Source organism: Streptomyces griseus (assembly GCF_001715295.1).
GTDB classification, from domain to species: Bacteria; Actinomycetota; Actinomycetes; order Streptomycetales; family Streptomycetaceae; genus Streptomyces; species Streptomyces griseus_G.
This window is the reverse complement of sequence record NZ_MDKB01000002.1, coordinates 638,070-656,736: the sequence shown is the minus strand read 5'-3', so window position 1 is coordinate 656,736 and position 18,667 is coordinate 638,070. Positions and strand designations below refer to the sequence as shown.

Sequence of the window (18,667 nt, the reverse complement as noted above, 5' to 3'; positions counted from 1 at the left end):
CGGTCCCTCCGGTTAGCCTCTCCAGGTGTCCACCCGCATCACCGACCCCGAGCAGCTCAAGGAACTCCTCGGGGTCCCCTTCACCCCGGAGCAGACGGCCTGCATCACCGCGCCGCCCGCCCCGCAGGTGATCGTGGCCGGAGCCGGCTCGGGGAAGACCACGGTGATGGCCGCCCGCGTGGTGTGGCTCGTGGGCACCGGCCAGGTCGCTCCCGAACAGGTCCTGGGCCTGACTTTCACCAACAAGGCTGCGGGAGAGCTCGCCGAACGCGTGCGCAAGGCCCTCGTCCGCGCCGGGGTCACCGACCCGGACGTCATCGACCCGGACAACCCCCCGGGCGAGCCCAGCATCTCCACGTACCACGCCTTCGCCGGCCGGCTCCTCACCGACCACGGCCTGCGGATCGGGCTCGAACCCACCACGCGCCTCCTCGCCGACGCCACCCGCTACCAGCTCGCCGCCCGCGTGCTGCGCGAGGCGCCCGGCCCCTACCCGGCCCTGACCCGGTCCTTCCCCACCCTGGTCAGCGACCTGCTCGCACTGGACGCCGAGCTCTCCGAACACCTCGTACGCCCCGAGCGGCTCGCCGCGTACGACACCGAGCTGCTCGGCACCCTGGCGGCGGCCCGGCTCACCAACGCCGAACTGCGCAAGATCCCCGAGACGGCCGAGGCCCGCCGCGAGCTCCTCGAACTCACCCGGCGCTACCGGGACGCCAAACGCGGCCGCGACCTCCTCGACTTCGGCGACCAGATCGCCCTCTCCGCCGAGCTGGCCCTGACCCGGCCCGAGGTGGGCGCCCTTCTGCGTGACGAGTTCCGGGTCGTCCTGCTCGACGAGTACCAGGACACCTCCGTCGCCCAGCGGCTCCTGCTCGCCGCCCTCTTCGGCGGGGAGGGCGGAGCCACGACCGGTCACGCCGTCACCGCCGTGGGCGACCCCTGCCAGGCGATCTACGGCTGGCGCGGAGCCTCCGTCGCCAACCTCGACGACTTCCCGCTCCACTTCCCGCACGCCGACGGCACCCCCGCCACCCGCTACTCCCTCAGCGAGAACCGCCGCAGCGGAGGCCGCCTCCTCCACCTCGCCAACCGACTTGCCGCCCCCCTGCGCGCCATGCACGAAGGCGTCGAGGCCCTGCGCCCCGCCCCGGGCGCCGAGCGCGACGGCATGGTCCGGTGCGCCCTCCTGCGTACGCACGCCGAGGAGATCGACTGGCTCGCCGACTCCCTGGCCCACCTGGTGCGCACCGGTACGGCGCCCGGTGAGATCGCCGTCCTGTGCCGCACCGCCGGGGACTTCCCCCGCATCCAGGCGGCACTCGTCGCCCGGGACGTCCCCGTCGAGGTCGTCGGCCTCTCCGGGCTGCTCCACCTCCCGGAGGTCGCCGACCTCGTCGCGGTCTGTGAAGTCCTCCAGGACCCCGGCGCCAACGCCTCCCTGGTCCGGCTGCTCACCGGCCCGCGCTGGCGCATCGGCCCCCGCGACCTCGCCCTGCTGGGCCGCCGCGCCCGCCTCCTGGTGCACCGCGCGTCGCCCGGCGGCGAGGACATCGACCCGGACGTCCGGCTGGCGGAGGCCGTCGAAGGCGTCGACCCGGCCGAGGTGATCTCCCTCGCCGACGCCCTCGACACCTTCCTGGAGGCCGGAGGGACCGAGGACGACGGTCTGCCGTTCTCCGCCGAGGCGCGCGTGCGCTTCGCCCGCCTGGCCACCGAACTCCGCGACCTGCGCCGCGCGCTGGCCGACCCGCTCATGGACGTGCTGCACCGAGTCCTCTCCACCACCGGCCTCGAAGTGGAACTCTCCGCGTCACCGCACGCCCTCGCCGCCCGCCGCCGCGAGACCCTCGCCAACTTCCTGGACGTCGCGGCCGGGTTCGCGGCCGTGGACGGGGAGTCCTCCCTCCTGGCCTTCCTCGCCTTCCTGCGCACCGCCGCGCAGTACGAGAAAGGCCTGGACAACGCCCTGCCCGGCGGCGAGAACACCGTCAAGGTCCTCACCGCGCACAAGTCCAAGGGGCTGGAGTGGGACGTGGTCGCCGTACCCGGCCTGGTTACCGGCACGTTCCCCAGCGCCCAGTCCCGGGACGCCTGGACCTCGCAGGCCAGGGTGCTGCCGCACGACCTGCGCGGCGACGCGGCCACCCTCCCGGACGTCCCCTCCTGGGACGCCAAGGGCCTCAAGGCCTTCAAGGAGGAGATGAAGGCGCACCAGCACACCGAGGAGCTCCGCCTCGGCTACGTCACCTTCACCCGCCCCCGCAGTCTCCTCCTCGGCTCCGGGCACCGGTGGGGGCCGTCCCAGAAGAAGGCCCGCGGCCCGTCCGCCTTCCTGGAGGCCCTCCACGACCACTGCGCGGCCGGGTACGGCGAGATCGAGGTCTGGGCCGACGAACCGGCCCAGGACGAGGAGAACCCCGCTCTCGCGGAGCGGGACACCGACCAGGCCTGGCCGCTTCCCCTGGACGCCACGGCCATGGCCCGCCGCCGGGCCGCCCGGGACACGGTGCTGGCCCACCTCGAGGCCCTGTCCGCCACCACCCCCGTACCGGACGTCTCCACCGGGCCCGCGCCGTACGACGACGATCCTCCGCCCGAGGAGGACGAACCGCCGTACGCGGACGAGGACGCCCCGTACGACGACCCCGCCTACGCCTCCGGGGAGGAGGCACCCTACGACGACCCGTTCCCGGAGGGTGAGCCGTCGACGGACGTGCCCGGCCCGCCCACGGGGGAGGCAGTCCCCTACGTCCCCGCCGCCCGCGCTCCCGCGGACCCCGGAGCACGGACGGACCGGGACACGGACGCGGGCCTGACCCCGGAGGAAGCCCGCACGCTCGCCTCCTGGGACCGGGACCTCGACGCCCTCGCCGGGGAGCTGCGCCGCGCCCGCGCGGCCGTCCGCGACGTCGTCGTACCGGCCTCGCTCTCCGCCACCCAGCTGCTGCACCTCGCCGACGACCCCGACGGCTTCGCCCGCGAGCTCGCCCGCCCCATGCCCAGGCCCCCGCAGCCCGCCGCCCGCCGCGGCACCCGCTTCCACGCCTGGGTGGAGTCCCGCTTCGAGGAACTCCCGCTGCCCATGCTCGGCCCGGACGAGCTCCCCGGGGGCGAGGACGACGCGGAGATCGCCGACGAACGCGACCTCGCCGAGCTCAAGGAGGCCTTCGAGCGCACGGAGTACGCCCGGCGCACTCCGTACCGCGTGGAGACCCCGTTCCAGATCGTCCTCGCGGGCCGGCTGATCCGCGGCCGGATCGACGCGGTCTACCGGACGGGCGACACCTACGAGATCGTCGACTGGAAGACGACCCGGCACCGCACGGCCGACCCGCTCCAGCTCGCCGTCTACCGACTCGCCTGGGCGGAGCTCCACGCCCTGCCCGTCGAGTCGGTCACCGCGACCTTCCTGTACGTGCGGACCGGGGAGACCGTGCGCCCGACCGCCCTCCCCGGCAGGGCGGAGCTGGAGCGGCTCCTGCTGGACGAGCCACCTCCACGGGGCCGATAGGCTCAGGAGCATGAGCGACACCCCGGACAATGCCGTCCGTACGTACACCGAGCAGCACCGCGCGGCCTTCCTCGACGACCTCGCCGCATGGCTGCGCATCCCGTCCGTGTCCGCCCAGCCGGAGCACGACGGGGACGTACGGCGCAGCGCCGAGTGGCTGTCCGCCAAGCTCTCGGAGACCGGGTTCCCGGTCACCGAGATCTGGGAGACGCCCGGTGCGCCGGCGGTGTTCGCCGAATGGCCCTCCGACGACCCGGACGCACCGGTCGTGCTCGTCTACGGCCATCACGACGTGCAGCCCGCGGCCCGTGAGGACGGCTGGCACAGCGACCCCTTCGAGCCGGTGATCCGCGAGGGACGGATGTACGGACGCGGCGCGGCCGACGACAAAGGCCAGGTGTTCTTCCACACCCTGGGTGTCCGCGCCCACCTCGCCGCGACCGGCCGCACCACCCCCGCCGTGCACCTCAAGCTCCTCGTCGAGGGCGAGGAGGAGTCCGGCTCCCCGAACTTCCGGGCGCTGGCCGAACAGCGGGCCTCCCGGCTCGCCGCCGACGTCGTGGTCGTCTCCGACACGGGCATGTGGGACGAGAACACCCCGACCCTCTGCACCGGCATGCGCGGCCTCGCGGAGTGCGAAATCCAGCTGTACGGCCCGGACCAGGACATCCACTCCGGCTCCTTCGGCGGCGCGGTACCCAACCCCGCCACGGCGCTGGCCCGCCTCGTCGCGGCGCTCCACGACGACGACGGCCGGGTCGCCGTCCCCGGTTTCTACGACGGTGTGGCCGAGCTCACCGACACCGAGCGCGCCCTCTTCGCCGAACTGCCCTTCGACGAGGACGCCTGGCTGCGCACCGCGGCCTCGCACGCCACCGCGGGCGAGGCCGGCCACACCACCCTGGAGCGCGTCTGGGCCCGCCCCACCGCCGAGGTCAACGGCATCGGCGGCGGCTACCAGGGCGCGGGGAGCAAGACCGTCATCCCCTCCTCCGCCCTGGTCAAGCTGAGCTTCCGGCTCGTCGCCGGCCAGGACCCGGACCGAGTGCAGACGCTGGTCCGCGGCTGGGCCGAGGACCGGATCCCCGCCGGGATCCGCCACCGGATCACCTTCTCGCCCGCCACGCGCCCCTGCCTGACCCCACTCGACCATCCCGCGCTCCGGGCGGCGGCCCGCGCCATGGGACGGGCTTTCGGGAAGAAGGTCCTGTTCACCCGCGAGGGGGGCTCGGGGCCCGCCGCCGACCTGCAGGACGTGCTCGGCGCGCCCGTGCTCTTCCTGGGCATCTCCGTACCGTCCGACGGCTGGCACGGACCCGACGAGAAGGTCGAGCTCGACCTCCTCCTCAAGGGCGTGGAGACCAGCGCCCACCTGTGGGACGAGCTGGCCGCGGCCAACCGCTGAATCCTCTGAACACCCGATCCGCCCCCGGGGGAGTAGGAAGCACCTGTGAGCACCTTCCACCACGTCAGCGCAGACCGTCCGATCGGTCTCACCGCGCCCAGCGGCATCGACCGTGCCGCGCACCACCGGCTCGACGAAGCCTGGCTCGCCGCAGCATGGAGCCACCCGACGACGAGAGTCTTCGTCGTCTCCGGGGGGCAGGCGCTCATCGACGACACCCCCGACGGCGGCACCGAGCTCGTCATGACGCCCTCCTTCGAAGCGCCGCTCACCGAGACCCACCGTTACTTCCTCGGCGTGGACGAGGAGGGTGTCCGCTACTTCGCGCTCCAGAAGGACTCCCTTCCGGGGCGCATGGACCAGTCCGCGCGCCCCGCCGGACTCCGCGAGGCCGGTCTCCTCCTCGGCGCGCGCGACGCGGGGCTGATGGTGCACGCCGTCGCCCTGGAGAACTGGCAGCGGCTGCACCGCTTCTGCTCCCGCTGCGGTGAACGCACGGTCATCGCGGCCGCCGGGCACATCCGCCGCTGCCAGGCCTGCGGCGCCGAGCACTACCCGCGGACCGACCCGGCGGTGATCATGCTGGTCACGGACGAGCAGGACCGGGCGCTCCTGGGGCGTCAGGTGCACTGGCCGGAGGGCCGCTTCTCCACGCTCGCCGGTTTCGTCGAACCCGGGGAGTCGATCGAGCAGTCCGTGGCGCGCGAGGTGTTCGAGGAGGCGGGCATCACGGTCGGCGAGGTGGAGTACATCGCCAGTCAGCCCTGGCCGTTCCCCTCCAGCCTGATGCTCGGTTTCATGGCACGCGCCACCTCCTCGGAGATCGACGTGGACGGCGAGGAGATCGAGGAGGCCCGCTGGTTCTCCCGCGAGGACCTGGCCGCGGCCTTCGAGTCCGGCGAGGTCCTGCCCCCGTTCGGCGTCTCCATCGCGGCCCGCCTGATCGAGCTCTGGTACGGCAAACCGCTGCCGAGGCCGGGCAGCGCCGGCTGAACGCCCGTGACACGGAGGAGCCCCCGCTCCGGCGGGGGCCCGTCCGTGGTCGATGCTGACGTGCTCACCATGGCCAGGAAGCGGTGCTCGGGATCACCCGCGCCCTCTCTACCGCCACCTCGGCGAGGACGCCTGAGGCAGGCGTACACAGGTGCGTGCCGAACCAGGAAAGGCGGCGCCTCGCCCGCCGCCGGTGTCCGTGTGGGCTTTCCTCGAGGCTTCACGAACGCGGCGCAGTTCCGGAGTGCGGTGGCCGCGAGCCGTGTCGGACCTGCGTGCCACACTGCGGTCCATGACTCTCGCCGATCTCACGTTCGACCAGTGGCGATCCTTCGAACTGCCTGCCGCGCGCCGCGTCGCCGAGGAGGCCGCCGACTCGGTGGACGGCCGGGTTGCCCTCGTCGAGACCAGGGAGCACCTCGGTGCCCCGCTCCATCGCGTCCGGATCGAGCGGAGCGGGCGAGAATTCGCTCTGATACCCGGAGGACCGGTGTCCCTCGGCTTCGACCTGGACAGCTGGCAACCGACCCCGCAGCAGACTGCCGACTACGCCGAGAGCCTGGAACAGGGCTTCGGTGACGGACCCGACCTGCGGGCCCACCTCGCACAGGTGCTCAGCCCACGCCGGAGCGTCGTCCTGGCCACCGTGCTCATGGCCGTGGAGGACGAAAACCTGACCGAGCCGCCTGCTGACATGCCACCTGCTCTCGCGGCTCGTGGCCTGCGGATGCCGAGCCCCGACGAGTGGGAGCACGCTTGTGGAGCGGGTACGGACACTCTGTTCCGGTGGGGGAACGACTGCCCCCTCGACCGCGTCCCCTACGGAGTCCCCGCCGGCCCGCAGAGCGGGCCGAACGCCTTCGGCCTGCGCATCGCCTACGACACCTACCGCACGGAGCTGACGAGCGACGTCACAGCGGTCCACGGCGGAGACGGTGGCGAGTCGGTCTGCGGCGGCTACGGCCACCTGCTGGCATGGCTGCCGCTGGCCACCGCCAACCGCAATCCGTCCATGGCCGAGTTCGTGTACGGCCCGGACGGTGAAGGCCTGTTCGAGGACTTCTCCACTCGACCCGTGCTCGCGCTCTGAACCTGCGGCTTCGCTACCGCGCGCCCGGAGCTCCTGTCGGCGACGGCCGCCAGGTGGAGCGCTCACTCTCTCTCCGCCTGCGGGGCGCGTACAGGGGTCGGCCTCACCACGGCGGTGGATGCCGAGGGCGGGCCGTGTCCTGCCGCTGCGCTCTCCCCGGGGCGCACAGGACCCCCGACCGGCGTCAGACCGGTCGGGGGTCCTGTCCCGCGAGGGTCAGACGCCGAGCGCCTGCTTCACCTGGGCAAGGCTCGGGTTCGTCATCACGACCTCGGAGCCACCGCCGGAGGGAACCACCTGGACGGTCGGGACCGTCTGGTTCCCGCCGTTCGCCTTCTCGACGAAAGCAGCCGAATCCGGGTCCTGCTCGATGTTGACCTCGGTGTACGCGATGCCTTCGCGGTCCATCTGCCCCTTGAGCCGGCGGCAGTAGCCGCACCACGTGGTGCTGTACATCGTCACAGTGCCCGGCATGTCGTCCGTGCTCCCTTGTCTCGTCCGTCTCGTGGAGAAGAGCGGGACAGCACGGCTCGCGCACTGTCCCGCATGGAGGGAACGTACGCGGACCGGCTCCCATTCCCGTCACGGTGCCCCGGCGCGTGCCGCCTGGCGCCGGCCCGGCGGCCCGGCGTCCTGCGGTGACCTGCCGTCCGCGGGTGCGCCCGGGCACGTACGGGATGCCGGCGTCTCCCTGTCCGTACCGCTCTCCCGTACGCACTGCCCTGCCGGCCGGCCCTGACCGGTACGACGAACGGCATTGCCTGTGGACAACCACCGCGCCCGCCCCCGGCGACCTGGCAGCATGGCGGGGTGACAGCAGCAACGCATTCCACTCTTTTCCCACAGGTCCCCGAGTCCGCGGACGCCGTGCTGGACGGGCTCGACCCGGAGCAGCGCGAGGTCGCCGTGGCCCTCGGCGGTCCCGTGTGCGTGCTGGCCGGCGCCGGTACGGGCAAGACGCGCGCGATCACCCATCGCATCGCGTACGGGGTGCGGGCCGGGATACTCCAGCCGGCCACCGTGCTCGCCGTCACCTTCACCAACCGTGCGGCCGGTGAGATGAGGGGACGGCTGCGCCAGCTCGGCGCGACCGGTGTGCAGGCCCGGACGTTCCACTCCGCCGCCCTGCGCCAGCTCCAGTACTTCTGGCCGAAAGCGGTCGGTGGGGAGCTTCCCCGTCTCGTGGAGCGCAAGGTCCAGCTGGTCGCCGAGGCGGCGGCCCGCTGCGGGATCCGCCTCGACCGCAACGAGCTGCGCGATGTCACGAGCGAGATCGAGTGGGCCAAGGTCACCCAGACGGTGCCCGCCGACTATCCGGCGGCTGTCGCGAAGACCCAGCGCGACGCCCCGCGCGACCCGGCCGAGCTCTCCCAGATCTACGGGACGTACGAGCAGCTGAAGCGCGACCGCTCGGTGATCGACTTCGAGGACGTGCTGCTCCTCACCGTCGGCATCCTCCAGGACCGGCACGACATCGCCGACCACGTGCGCCGCCAGTACCAGCACTTCGTCGTCGACGAGTACCAGGACGTGAGCCCTCTTCAGCAGCGGCTCCTCGACCTCTGGCTCGGCGACCGGGACAGTCTCTGTGTCGTCGGCGACGTCGGGCAGACGATCTACTCCTTCACCGGCGCCACCCCCGACCACCTGCTGAACTTCCGCACCCGCCACCCGAACGCGACGGTCGTCAAACTGGTGCGGGACTACCGCTCCACGCCCCAGGTGGTGCATCTGGCCAACGGGCTGCTGAGCCAGGCACACGGCAGGGCCGCAGAGCACCGGCTCGAACTCGTCTCCCAGCGCGCCGGGGGACCCGAGCCCTCCTACACGGAGTACCCGGACGAGCCCGCCGAGGCCGAGGGCACCGCCCGCCGCATCCGCGAGCTGATCGCCGCCGGGGTGCCGGCCGGTGAGATCGCCGTGCTCTACCGGGTCAATTCCCAGTCCGAGGTCTACGAGCAGGCCCTCGCGGACGCCGGCGTGCCCTACCAGCTGCGCGGCGCGGAGCGCTTCTTCGACCGGGCCGAGGTGCGGGAGGCGGGCGTCGCCCTGCGCGGTGCCGCTCGCGCGGGGAGCAACGACTCCCTGCTCGACGGCGCCGACGACCTCCCGTCCGAGGTGCGTGCCGTGCTCTCCACCAAAGGATGGACGTCCAAGCCCCCCTCCGGGTCCGGCGCGGCGCGGGACCGCTGGGAGTCACTCGCGGCGCTGGTGCGACTGGCCGAGGACTTCGAGCAGGCCAGGCCGGGTGCGACGCTCTCCGATCTGGTGGCGGAGCTCGACGAACGCGCCGCCGCCCAGCACGCCCCCACCGTGCAGGGCGTCACGCTCGCCTCGCTGCACTCGGCCAAGGGCCTGGAATGGGACGCCACGTTCCTGGTCGGGCTCGCCGAGGGCATGATGCCGATCGCCTACGCCAAGACCGACGAACAGGTCGAGGAGGAACGCAGGCTGCTGTACGTGGGAGTCACCCGGGCCCGCTTCCACCTGTCGCTGTCGTGGGCGGTGTCCCGCTCGCCGGGCGGCCGGGGGAACCGGCGGCCCACCCGCTTCCTGAACGGTCTGCGTCCGGGTTCTCCGGCGCTCGGTGCGCGAGGCGGATCCGGAGGAAGCGGAGGCATCGACCGCGCCCCGGGTTCGGGCACGGGGGCGACCGGGACGGAGCAGGCGGCCCGGTCCGGACGGCGTGGCCCTGTCCGGTGCAGGGTCTGCGGCCGGACGCTCACCGAGGCGGGCGAGATGAAGCTGATGCGCTGCGAGGACTGCCCCTCCGACATGGACGAGGGGCTGTACGAGCGGCTGCGGCAGTGGCGTGCGGAGAGGGCGCGGGAGATCAGCCAGCCCGCCTACTGCGTGTTCACCGACAAGACACTGATGGCGATCGCGGAGGCCGTGCCGGGCACCGAGCGCGAACTCGTCGTCATCGCGGGTGTCGGTAACCGGAAGCTGACCCGGTTCGGAGCTGACGTGCTGGCCATCTGTGCAGGTCGGCCAGTGGGTGAGGCTTCGGGGGAGCCGGCCGGCGAGGTGTGAGAAAAACTCGGCGAAAAAACAGTTTGCGCGGGCAGCAGTCATCACCATAGGTTCTTAACCACGGGAACAGCGGCTTCTTCGGAGCCCTGGCCCCGTGCTGTACTTATCCGAATACCGCAGGACCGGCCCGGCCGGATCTGCCGAGACGCCGAGAGGAGGCGATTGCAGTGATCAGCATCATCAACACCATCAAAATGACCGATCCCTCGGTCGCCTCCGCATGCTCGCTCGGCAGCCTCACCTGCTCTCCGGAACTCTCGCTCCGTGGCACCGGTGTGTCCGGCGTTCCCGCCGTCGCCCCGCTGTCCCCGGCGAGCCTGCCCGTCCGGGAGCGCCGCAATGAGCGACCGACCGAGGCACCGGCGGCAGCAGTAGCGAAGGGACAGGCCCAGGCCTATGCCTTTGCGGCAGCCGGTGCGGGGGCGAAGCAGCACAAGACGACGCAGCACCACACGATGTGGGCCTTCCGTGGGCCTGAACCCTGGAGTGATCCAGCCTGACTCGATCAGGCCGGCGCCTTCAGGGCCGCGGAACCCCACTCGGGATCCGCGGCCCTTTTGTTTTGTCCGAACGGATGAGACGAGACGAAGGAGCCTCGGGACAGCAGGACCTGGTACCAGCCGCCAACCGGCCAACCGGCCGGCACGACCAGACGAGGACAACACCACCGTGCAACTCGAGACGCACGCCCCGTCCGTACCGCCTTCCGACGCGATCTCCCCGCCCGGCCTCACGGAGGACTCCACCTTGACCCCCCTCACCACGCTCACCGCGCTCGACGACGCCATCGACGACCTCGGCGTGCCCGTCCCCTGCCGTTCCTACGACCCGGAGGTCTTCTTCGCGGAGTCGCCGGCCGATGTCGAGTACGCCAAGTCCCTCTGCCGGACCTGCCCGCTCGTCGAGGCCTGCCTCGCCGGTGCCAAGGAGCGGCGTGAGCCGTGGGGCGTCTGGGGCGGCGAGCTCTTCGTCCAGGGCGTCGTCGTCGCCCGCAAGCGTCCCCGTGGGCGCCCGCGCAAGAACCCGGTCGCGGCGTGACCGCCGGCCTGGGGGTCATGTCCCCCACACGAACGAAGCGCGTCGGCACCATCGATCGTCCCCACACCCATGACCCCCGGAACCAGACACCCATGATCACCCCCACGAGGGAGCCCGTCGGCTCCGCGACCCCGGACGTCACCATCATCGGCGCGAACGACTCGCGTCAGAACAGGACCCGCGAGATGCAACTCATCCCAGAAGCCCTGGCACGTGCCCATATGCGCGATCGCCTGAGGGAAGCCGAGGTGGACCGGCAGGCTGTGCGCCTGGTGGCCGCCCGGCGGATGCAGCGCCGGGCGGAGCGCGCTTCGATGCGCGCCCGCCGCGCGCTCGCGATGGCGGTCATGCACTGACCGTGCGTCGACCGCCGCACCACGGCTGACCGCCGGGGCAACCGCTCTGCCCTGTCGCAGCCGCTCTCCCTCCCGCGGGGCCGGTCCCGAACCGACCGGTCCCGCAGTGCGTTGTGCCGTGCTGACCGCGGCCGGCGGAGTTATCGTCGCCAGGTGGACGAGGAGAGGCATCAGCCCGCGAACGCGGCTGCCGAACGCGTGACCTGTGCCCGCTGCGGCATCACCACGGACGCTGATACCGCACCGCCGACCTGGGTCTGCTCCGTGGAGAACGGCAGGCGGCAGTACTTCTGCGACGCGTGCTCACTCGCCCAAATCCGATCGATCGAGAGCCGCCTCGACTCCGCCTGGTGGTGACGGCGGCCCCGCGGGATCCTGCCGACACGGCTCAGGCCCCGGCCGGCGCTTCCTTCTCCGGCTCGCCCGCCCACTCCTCCTGAGGCTCGTACTCCTGGACGAAGCCCGGCAGCCAGGCCTCCAGTTCTTCCCGTAGCCGGACCGTCGCGCCCAGCTGGCACAGAACACCGATGGTGCTCAGCGTGACCCGGTGTATCAGCAGGTAGGACGGGGGCAGATTCATCTGCTTGCCCAGCTGGTGTGCGGGGGATCGCGGGTCCGCGATCCGGGCCGCCTGACCGCGCAGCCAGGAGCGGGTGAAAGTGAACTCCTGTGCCTGCGCGGGCTCGATGATCGGGAGCAGGTAGTCAAGTACGGCGTCCGGATCGAGCTCGACCGACTCCTTGACGAAGCCCTCTTCCCGGAGCATCGCGTAGACCGCGTCGGCGTCACCGTCCAGCGTCATCCGCAGGGAGTCGCCGATGGGCTGCGGCAAGCCTCCCGGCAGACGGTCCACCGTGCCGAAGTCCAGTACCCCTAGGCGCCATCGGTCCACGTCCTCCTCAAGGCCCTCCGTGTGCACCGCCCCTGCGTCGGTATCGGGGTCGGCGTCAGTGTCGGCGTCCGGGCCGGCACCCGTCCCGGCCTCGGATCGGGTCTCTTTCTCTGCCTCTGTCTCTGAACCCGTCCCGGCATCGGCTTCGGCATCGACTCCGGCCTGTGCGGTGTCGGTATCGGCGTCGGCGTCCGGGTCGGGGCGGGCAGCGGCGCTCGCGGGAGGCAGCAGGCGGAAGTTGCCAGGGTGCGGGTCGGCGTGCAGCAGACCGGTGCGCGCCGGTCCGGAGAAGAGGAAGCGCGCCAGCAACTGCCCCGCCCGGTCCCGCTGGGCCGGTGTGCCGTCCGAGATCACCTCGGACAGGGGTATCCCGTCGATCCACTCCGTCACGAGCACCTGCTCGCACTGGTGCACCACGCCGGGGATCACCACGTCCGGGTCGTCCTGGAACTCCGCGGAATGCTCCTGCTGGGCCATGGCCTCCAGCCCGTAGTCCAGCTCCTCGGAGACCCGGTCCCGCATCTCCGTGATGAGCGGCTTGATGTCCATTCCCGGAACCAGAGGACCGAGCAGCCGTGCGAAGCGGCTGAGTTGGGCCAGGTCCGAGAGCAACGCCTCACCCGCGCCCGGGTACTGCACCTTCACGGCGACGTCCCGGCCGTCGTGCCACACCGCCCGGTGGACCTGGCCGATCGACGCGGCGGCGGAGGGCCGGTCGTCGAACGAGAGGAAGAGCTCCCGCCAGTCGGGACCGAGCCGCTCCGCCAGGACTCCGTGGACGGTCCGGGACGGCATGGGAGGCGCGGCCTCCTGGAGTTTGGTCAGCGCCGCCCGATAAGGTCCCGCGACGTCCTCGGGTAGCGCGGACTCGAAGACGGACAGCGCCTGACCGAGCTTCATGGCACCGCCCTTCAACTCGCCCAGCACCTTGAAGAGCTGGTCGGCGGTGCGTTGCTGGACCTCGCGGGCGACGATCTCCGCCGACCTGCCACCGATGCGCTTGCCCAGCCCCCAGGTCGCACGGCCGGCGAAGCCCAGCGGCAGCGCGGCCAGCTTCGCGGTACGGGTGACCGCCTTCCGGGGAAGATCAGACATGTGCTCCTCCAGTTCCCGGACTGCCGGCCGGTGAGTACGGGGTCCTGCTCCCTCTGCGGCGGTCACCCGGCCATTGTGTCGTGCGCGGCACCGCCTGCGGGGGTGAGTTCCCCCTCAGTGTGTCCGGCGGCACCGCAGGAGCAGTCGGTATGGGGCCCCAGCCGCTCCGACCGCCAGTCCAGCAGGGGCATGGCGGCCTCCCACCGTGTGCCCGTACTGGCAGGCAGGTCTCCGTCCAGGAAGGACAGCGCATGAGCCGCCGCGAGTCCCGCTACCGCCGTCGCCAGTCCCAGGTCGCATGCGGGTACCCAGGTGCGCCGGCCGGACCGCCACTGCGCCAGCATGCGTGGCCACTGCGGGTCCCGCTCGGCACGGTGCAGCGCCAGGCACCCCGCGCACCCGGTCCCGCCGGGCAGCACGAGCGGGCCCACCACCCCGGTGGCCTCGATCACACCGGCGAACAGGTGCGGGGTACCCGAGGCCACCCACTGCGCCGCCGTGTCCGGATCGGGGGCGTACACCGACAGGCCGTCCCGTGGAGCCACGACGACCAGGGACAGCGCGGGCTCACCGCCCGGCGCCGCACCGTCCGTGCCCGCCCGGGGGGACCCGCCGACCGCGGACCGGCGGACCAGTTGCCGGGCCGCCGTGTCCCGACGCTCCCCGATCGCCGCCTCCGGAAGGCCTCCCGGGGCGACGTCCCAGGGCTCCGTTCGCCCCCCGTCGAGCACCTCGACCCGGCCCACGCCGGACCCGGACAGCACCGCGGCGATCGCCGCGCCGACCCTGCCTGCTCCCCGCACCTGTACCCGGGTCGCCCGACGGGCGGCGAGTGTGCGCATCGCCCCGCCTGGCGTCGGATGCACGACCGAGAGTGAGGCCGCGTCGGGGCGCTGCCGTTCCAAAGTCTCCGCACGCCGGCGTAAGGCATCGGCTTCCGGACCGCCCGCCTTCGGGTCGTCGAGCAGCCCGGCCTCCGTGAGCCGTGATACGAGAGTGTCGACGTGATGGTCCGACAGGTCCAGTGCCCTGGCCTCTTCCCGTAGCAGCGGCAAACCGCGTGTTCCGTCGAGCAGTTCGAGAAAACTACCGGTCGCGATATCCATCGGCCCCAGCGTCACCGCGTGCGCGGGTGTCACACCGAATTGCACGGTGTTCCGCCCACGCCAGGCGCGGCGCAGTGCGGGCTTCAGCATCGGATGCATGACTTCTCCCCCAGGTCGTTCGGGCTCGTTGCCAGAATGCCGCGCGGCCGCGAAACGTGCGGAGAGTTATCCACAGGGTGGAGCGTTAATCGTTCTAATGGTGCGGGCCGAGACGTGGATCAATGCCGGCCGTCGACGAGGTGGGACTTCTCGTGCCCGCAGCGGGTAACGTCATGGCATGCCCGCCGACTCCTCGCCCGGCCCCGCCGGGGAGCCACCCGCGCGCGGCGCCGTACGCGACCGGCGCAGTGCGGCCGCCCGACAGTCCCGCGCCTCCGTGACGAGCGCCGTAGAGGTCCGCCGGAGCGCCCGGCGCAGCAGGACGGTCTCCGCCTACCGGGAGGGTGACCGCACCATCGTGCTCATTCCGGCCCGGATGTCGGAGGCCGACGAGCAGCGCTGGGTCGGCGTGATGCTCGACAAGCTCGCCGCGCAGGAGAGCCGGCGGGTGATCGGTGACGGCGCGCTCGCCGAGCGTGCCGAGCGGCTGTCCGTCCAGTATCTCGACGGGCGGGCGAGGCCCGCCTCGGTGCGCTGGGTGACCAACCAGAACACGCGCTGGGGCTCCTGCACCCCCGCGGAAGGCAGCATCCGCCTCTCTCACCGGCTGCAGGGAATGCCGGAGTACGTCGTCGACTACGTGCTCCTCCACGAGCTGGCCCATCTGCTGGTGCCCGGCCACGGTCCGCGTTTCTGGCGCCTGCTGGAGTCCTATCCGCGTACCGAGCGGGCCCGTGGTTATCTCGAAGGGATCGTGGCGGCCGACCGGCTGCCGGGCCTGCCCGCCGCACGCGAAGTGTGACGTTCGGTGATTCTGTACCGGGTCTGTACCGACTTAGCCCGCCGTCGTGGTTTGCGGTTAGCCTGACGCGACGTATTCACCTTCGGGATGGGGGACGGTCGTTACGCATGGCCAGGGAATTCCAACGCGGCCACAAGGCCAAGATCAGTGACCTCACGCCGGGGACGGATCTGTACGTAGGTGTGCAGATCGCCGGACCGGGCCTGACGTTCGACATCAGCTGCTTCGGCCTCGACGCCGACGAACGGCTCTCGGACGACCGGTATTTCATCTTCTTCAACCAACCGAAATCGCCCGAGGAGTCGATTCAGCTTCTCGGTGCTCAGGCCGGTGACACCGAGTCGTTCCGCGTCACCCTGGACCGTATTCCGGCCGCCGTCCACAAGTTGTCCTTCACCGCCACCCTGGACGGTGCGGGACAGATGTCCCAGGCCGGTCCCGGGTACATCCGTATCGTCGCGGGTGGCGAGGAGGTGGCGAGGTACGCCTTCACCGGCTCGGAGTTCACCACCGAGCGGGCCGTCATGCTCGGTGACTTCTACCTGAAGGACGTCTGGCGGTTCGCTGCCGTCGGCCAGGGCTTCGACGGCGGGCTGGACGCGTTGCTGAAGAACTTCGGCGGAGAGGTGGCCGAGGAGGAGGCCCCCGCCGCGCCGCCGCAGGGCGCCGCTCCGTCGTTCGCCCCACCGTCCCAGGCCACCGCGCCTCCGGCGTTCGGCGCTCCGGCCGCGCCCCAGGCGCCCCCGCCCCCACCCGCCTTCGGCGCCCCGGCTGCGGCGCCGCAGCAGCCGCTGCACACGGCACCCACGATGGCAGGGGTGCCGGCCCCTCAGGCGCCCATGACCCCCCAGGCGCCCCCGGCCCCCCAGGCGCCCGGCCCCTACGGGCAGCCGCCCCAGCATCCGCAGTTCGGGCAGGTCCCGGGCCCGCCCGCACCTCCCGGCGCCCCGCCGTTCGGTCAGCAGCCCCCGACGCCCCCGTACGGCCAGCAGCCCCCCGGCGCTCCGGCCTACGGGCAGCAGCCCCAGGCCCCGTACGGCCAGCAGCACCCGGGCGTGCCCCAAGGCGTTCCCCAGGGAGGCGCCGGGCTGCAGGCCGCCCTGCGGCTCTACAAGGAGACGGCCACCGGGCAGCGCTGGACCCCGCAGAACCAGCAGCTCATGCGCGTCGACCTGACCATGGGAGGTGCCGGGGTACTGGCCCGCCAGGGCAGCATGGTGATGTACCAGGGCAAGGTCGACTTCGGCTACAAGGGTGCCGGTTTCACCGGCCGTGTGGTCGGCAACGCGACCGGCCAGGAGATGCAGCTGATGCGCTGTACCGGCCGTGGCCAGGTCTTCCTCGCCGAGGACGGATCGCACCTGCACCCGATCGAACTCCAGGGTGACGGCATCTGCGTCTCCGCCGAGAACGTCCTCGCCTTCGACGAGTCGCTGCAGTACGAGGTCCGCAGGATCGAGGGACACGGGATACCGGGCGGGGCCCTGTTCACCATGCTGTTCCAGGGCACCGGCACCGTCGTCGTCAAGACCCACGGGACCCCGGTGGTCCTGCCGGTCACCCCGACCACGTTCGCCGACTGCAACGCCGTGGTGGCCTGGTCGTCCGCCTCCCAGGTGATCATCTCCAGCCAGGTCCGGCTGCGCCGTAACGCGTACCCCGGTCACAGCGGGGAGACCGTCAACCTCCAGTTCCGGGGAGCGCCCGGGAACTTCATCGTCGTCCAGCCCTACGAGGTCTGAGGGAGCCCGTCATGAACCAGCAACTCGCGGGCTTCGCCCCGACCCCCGTCACGGCCAGGATGGAGAACCACGGCCGCACGATGCTCAAGGTCGCCATGGCCTCCGGCCAGGACCTTTACGCACGTACCGGCTCGATGGTGGCCTATGAGGGCTTCATCCAGTACGAGCCCAATCCGCCCGCCGTCCGCCAGATCGCCGCGCAGTGGATCACCGGCGAGGGCGCGCCTCTGATGAAGTGCGCCGGTGACGGGCTGCTCTACCTCGCCGACTACGGCGCCGACGTGGTCGTCATCAATCTCGACAACGACGCGCTGTCCGTCAACGGCACCAACCTCCTCGCCTTCGACGGCCACCTCTCCTGGGGCGTGGAACGGGTCAAGGGTCTGGCCAAGTTCACCGGCCAGGGCCTGTGGAACGTCGGGATCCAGGGGACGGGGTGGGTGGCCATCACCTCGCGTGGCACACCGATCGTCGTCGAGTGCGGCCGGGGCGAGGACGAGACGTACGTCGACCCGGACGCGCTCGTCGCCTGGTCGCCCAACCTCAAGGTGAAGGGCAAGCGCAGCTTCAAGGCCGGCTCCCTCATCGGACGGGGCAGCGGAGAGGCGTACCAGATGGCGTTCTCCGGGCAGGGCATCGTCGTTGTCCAGCCGAGCGAGGACAGCACCGACCGCCTGCGGATCAGGAACTGAGCGGGGGGAGAGACACATCATGCAGAGTCCGCTTTTCAGCCACACCGAACAGCAGTCGCAGGACCGGTACACCATCCAGAACCCGCAGCTCCTGCGGGTCTCGCTGACCGGCCACGACGATGTCCTCGCCCGCAAGGGCGCCATGGTCGCCTACCAGGGGCTCATGGAGTTCGACGGCGAATACCAGTCGCAGGGGCAGCGGAGCGCCCGCCGGAACACGGGCGAGGGCCTCGACCTGATGCGCTGCTCCGGCCAGGGGACGGTCTATCTGGCCAACCTCGCCCAGCACATCCACCTGGTCGACGTCGACCGCGAGGGCATGACGGTCGACAGTACGTACGTCCTGGCGCTGGACTCCTCGCTGCACACCGAGGTCATCGCCGTGGACAGCCAGTACGGGATCTCCGGGACGGGCAAGTACCAGCTGAACATCTCCGGGACCGGCAAGGTGGCGCTGATGACGTCCGGCCAGCCCCTGATGATGCAGGTCACCCCGGAGAAGTACGTCAACGCCGACGCCGACGCCATCGTCGCCTGGTCCAGCGGGCTACGGGTGCAGATGCAGGCGCAGACCCACTCCTCGGGCGTCACCCGGCGCCGTGGCAACACGGGGGAGGGCTGGGAGCTCAGCTTCCTGGGCACGGGCTTCGCCCTCGTACAGCCGAGCGAGGTGCTGCCTCCGCAGAACGCCCAGATGGGCCAGGGCGCGGCGGCGCAGTTCGGCGTGGGTCAGCACGGGGCCCGCGGCCAGAACCAGAACAACGCCTGGAACTGAGCGGTTCGGCACGGTCGACGTGTCCGTCCCGGACC

At 71.7% G+C, this 18,667-nt stretch carries 16 protein-coding genes; 13 read left to right on the top strand and 3 right to left on the bottom strand.

Annotated features, from left to right (window positions below):
* Nucleotides 1-25: 25 nt before the first annotated feature.
* The 4 genes from BA175_RS09410 (at nt 26) to BA175_RS09395 (ending at nt 7,002) form a co-directional block, all read left to right on the top strand.
* Entirely contained in the window at nt 26-3,514 is a 3,489-nt protein-coding gene (locus tag BA175_RS09410) for a UvrD-helicase domain-containing protein (protein ID WP_069170842.1), read from the top strand.
* 10 nt (nt 3,515-3,524) lie between these two features.
* Entirely contained in the window at nt 3,525-4,919 is a 1,395-nt protein-coding gene (locus BA175_RS09405) for a dipeptidase (protein ID WP_069170841.1), read from the top strand.
* Between the two features lie 45 nt (nt 4,920-4,964).
* A complete protein-coding gene (gene nudC / locus BA175_RS09400) occupies nt 4,965-5,912 on the top strand; it encodes an NAD(+) diphosphatase (RefSeq protein ID WP_069170840.1) in 948 nt (315 codons plus the stop codon).
* A gap of 292 nt (nt 5,913-6,204) precedes the next feature.
* Nucleotides 6,205-7,002 (top strand): hypothetical protein, encoded by a 798-nt coding sequence (locus BA175_RS09395; RefSeq protein WP_069172027.1) that lies wholly within the window; start codon nt 6,205-6,207, stop codon nt 7,000-7,002.
* Nucleotides 7,003-7,218: 216 nt separating this feature from the next.
* On the opposite strand, the gene BA175_RS09390 is transcribed toward BA175_RS09395, so the two are convergent.
* The gene (locus BA175_RS09390; RefSeq protein WP_069170839.1) at nt 7,219-7,476 is read right to left on the bottom strand and encodes a mycoredoxin; all 258 of its coding nucleotides are present in this window, start codon (nt 7,474-7,476) and stop codon (nt 7,219-7,221) included.
* A gap of 336 nt (nt 7,477-7,812) precedes the next feature.
* Between BA175_RS09390 and BA175_RS09385 the strand changes: the two genes are divergently transcribed.
* From BA175_RS09385 to BA175_RS29425, 5 genes are all read left to right on the top strand, one after another.
* Nucleotides 7,813-10,035 carry an ATP-dependent DNA helicase UvrD2 gene (locus BA175_RS09385; RefSeq protein ID WP_069170838.1) on the top strand — a complete coding sequence of 741 codons (2,223 nt, stop codon included), beginning with the start codon at nt 7,813-7,815 and terminating at the stop codon, nt 10,033-10,035.
* Nucleotides 10,036-10,202: 167 nt separating this feature from the next.
* A complete protein-coding gene (locus tag BA175_RS29430) occupies nt 10,203-10,535 on the top strand; it encodes a hypothetical protein (protein ID WP_079159481.1) in 333 nt (110 codons plus the stop codon).
* Nucleotides 10,536-10,704: 169 nt separating this feature from the next.
* Entirely contained in the window at nt 10,705-11,073 is a 369-nt protein-coding gene (locus BA175_RS09380; RefSeq protein ID WP_069170837.1) for a WhiB family transcriptional regulator, read from the top strand.
* Nucleotides 11,070-11,429, top strand: a complete 360-nt coding sequence (locus tag BA175_RS09375; RefSeq protein WP_079159480.1) for a hypothetical protein — start codon at nt 11,070-11,072, stop codon at nt 11,427-11,429. The genes BA175_RS09380 and BA175_RS09375 overlap by 4 nt, the downstream gene beginning before the upstream one ends.
* A 153-nt stretch (nt 11,430-11,582) precedes the next feature.
* Nucleotides 11,583-11,786: a hypothetical protein gene (locus BA175_RS29425; protein ID WP_079159479.1), complete on the top strand. Its 204-nt coding sequence runs from the start codon at nt 11,583-11,585 to the stop codon at nt 11,784-11,786.
* A gap of 31 nt (nt 11,787-11,817) precedes the next feature.
* Here BA175_RS29425 and BA175_RS09365 read toward each other — a convergent pair whose 3' ends face one another.
* Both BA175_RS09365 and BA175_RS09360 read right to left on the bottom strand, forming a co-directional pair.
* Nucleotides 11,818-13,416, bottom strand: a complete 1,599-nt coding sequence (locus BA175_RS09365) for an ABC1 kinase family protein (RefSeq protein ID WP_069170835.1) — start codon at nt 13,414-13,416, stop codon at nt 11,818-11,820.
* Nucleotides 13,417-13,478: 62 nt separating this feature from the next.
* Nucleotides 13,479-14,621 (bottom strand): ThiF family adenylyltransferase, encoded by a 1,143-nt coding sequence (locus BA175_RS09360; RefSeq protein ID WP_069170834.1) that lies wholly within the window; start codon nt 14,619-14,621, stop codon nt 13,479-13,481.
* 178 nt (nt 14,622-14,799) lie between these two features.
* On the opposite strand from BA175_RS09360, the gene BA175_RS09355 reads away from it, so the two are divergent.
* The 4 genes from BA175_RS09355 to BA175_RS09340 all read left to right on the top strand — a co-directional run bounded on the left by BA175_RS09355 (nt 14,800) and on the right by BA175_RS09340 (nt 18,632).
* Nucleotides 14,800-15,423, top strand: coding sequence for a M48 metallopeptidase family protein (locus tag BA175_RS09355; protein WP_069170833.1), 624 nt, complete (start codon nt 14,800-14,802; stop codon nt 15,421-15,423).
* A 107-nt stretch (nt 15,424-15,530) separates the two neighbouring features.
* Entirely contained in the window at nt 15,531-17,165 is a 1,635-nt protein-coding gene (locus BA175_RS09350; protein ID WP_069170832.1) for a TerD family protein, read from the top strand.
* An 11-nt stretch (nt 17,166-17,176) separates the two neighbouring features.
* Entirely contained in the window at nt 17,177-17,857 is a 681-nt protein-coding gene (locus tag BA175_RS09345) for an AIM24 family protein (protein ID WP_069170831.1), read from the top strand.
* Nucleotides 17,858-17,876: 19 nt separating this feature from the next.
* Complete coding sequence (locus tag BA175_RS09340) at nt 17,877-18,632, top strand: AIM24 family protein (RefSeq protein ID WP_069170830.1); 756 nt, start codon at nt 17,877-17,879, stop codon at nt 18,630-18,632.
* The last annotated feature ends 35 nt before the right edge of the window (nt 18,633-18,667 follow it).

What these genes read in the sequence shown, in the direction of transcription:
- BA175_RS09405 (WP_069170841.1), top strand. Translation starts at nt 3,525, where the DNA reads ATGAGCGACACCCCGGACAATGCCGTCCGTACGTACACCGAGCAGCAC.
- BA175_RS09395 (WP_069172027.1), top strand. Translation starts at nt 6,205, where the DNA reads ATGACTCTCGCCGATCTCACGTTCGACCAGTGGCGATCCTTCGAACTG.
- BA175_RS09390 (WP_069170839.1), bottom strand. Translation starts at nt 7,476, where the DNA reads ATGCCGGGCACTGTGACGATGTACAGCACCACGTGGTGCGGCTACTGC.
- BA175_RS09365 (WP_069170835.1), bottom strand. Translation starts at nt 13,416, where the DNA reads ATGTCTGATCTTCCCCGGAAGGCGGTCACCCGTACCGCGAAGCTGGCC.
- BA175_RS09360 (WP_069170834.1), bottom strand. Translation starts at nt 14,621, where the DNA reads ATGCATCCGATGCTGAAGCCCGCACTGCGCCGCGCCTGGCGTGGGCGG.
- BA175_RS09355 (WP_069170833.1), top strand. Translation starts at nt 14,800, where the DNA reads ATGCCCGCCGACTCCTCGCCCGGCCCCGCCGGGGAGCCACCCGCGCGC.
- BA175_RS09350 (WP_069170832.1), top strand. Translation starts at nt 15,531, where the DNA reads ATGGCCAGGGAATTCCAACGCGGCCACAAGGCCAAGATCAGTGACCTC.
- BA175_RS09345 (WP_069170831.1), top strand. Translation starts at nt 17,177, where the DNA reads ATGAACCAGCAACTCGCGGGCTTCGCCCCGACCCCCGTCACGGCCAGG.
- BA175_RS09340 (WP_069170830.1), top strand. Translation starts at nt 17,877, where the DNA reads ATGCAGAGTCCGCTTTTCAGCCACACCGAACAGCAGTCGCAGGACCGG.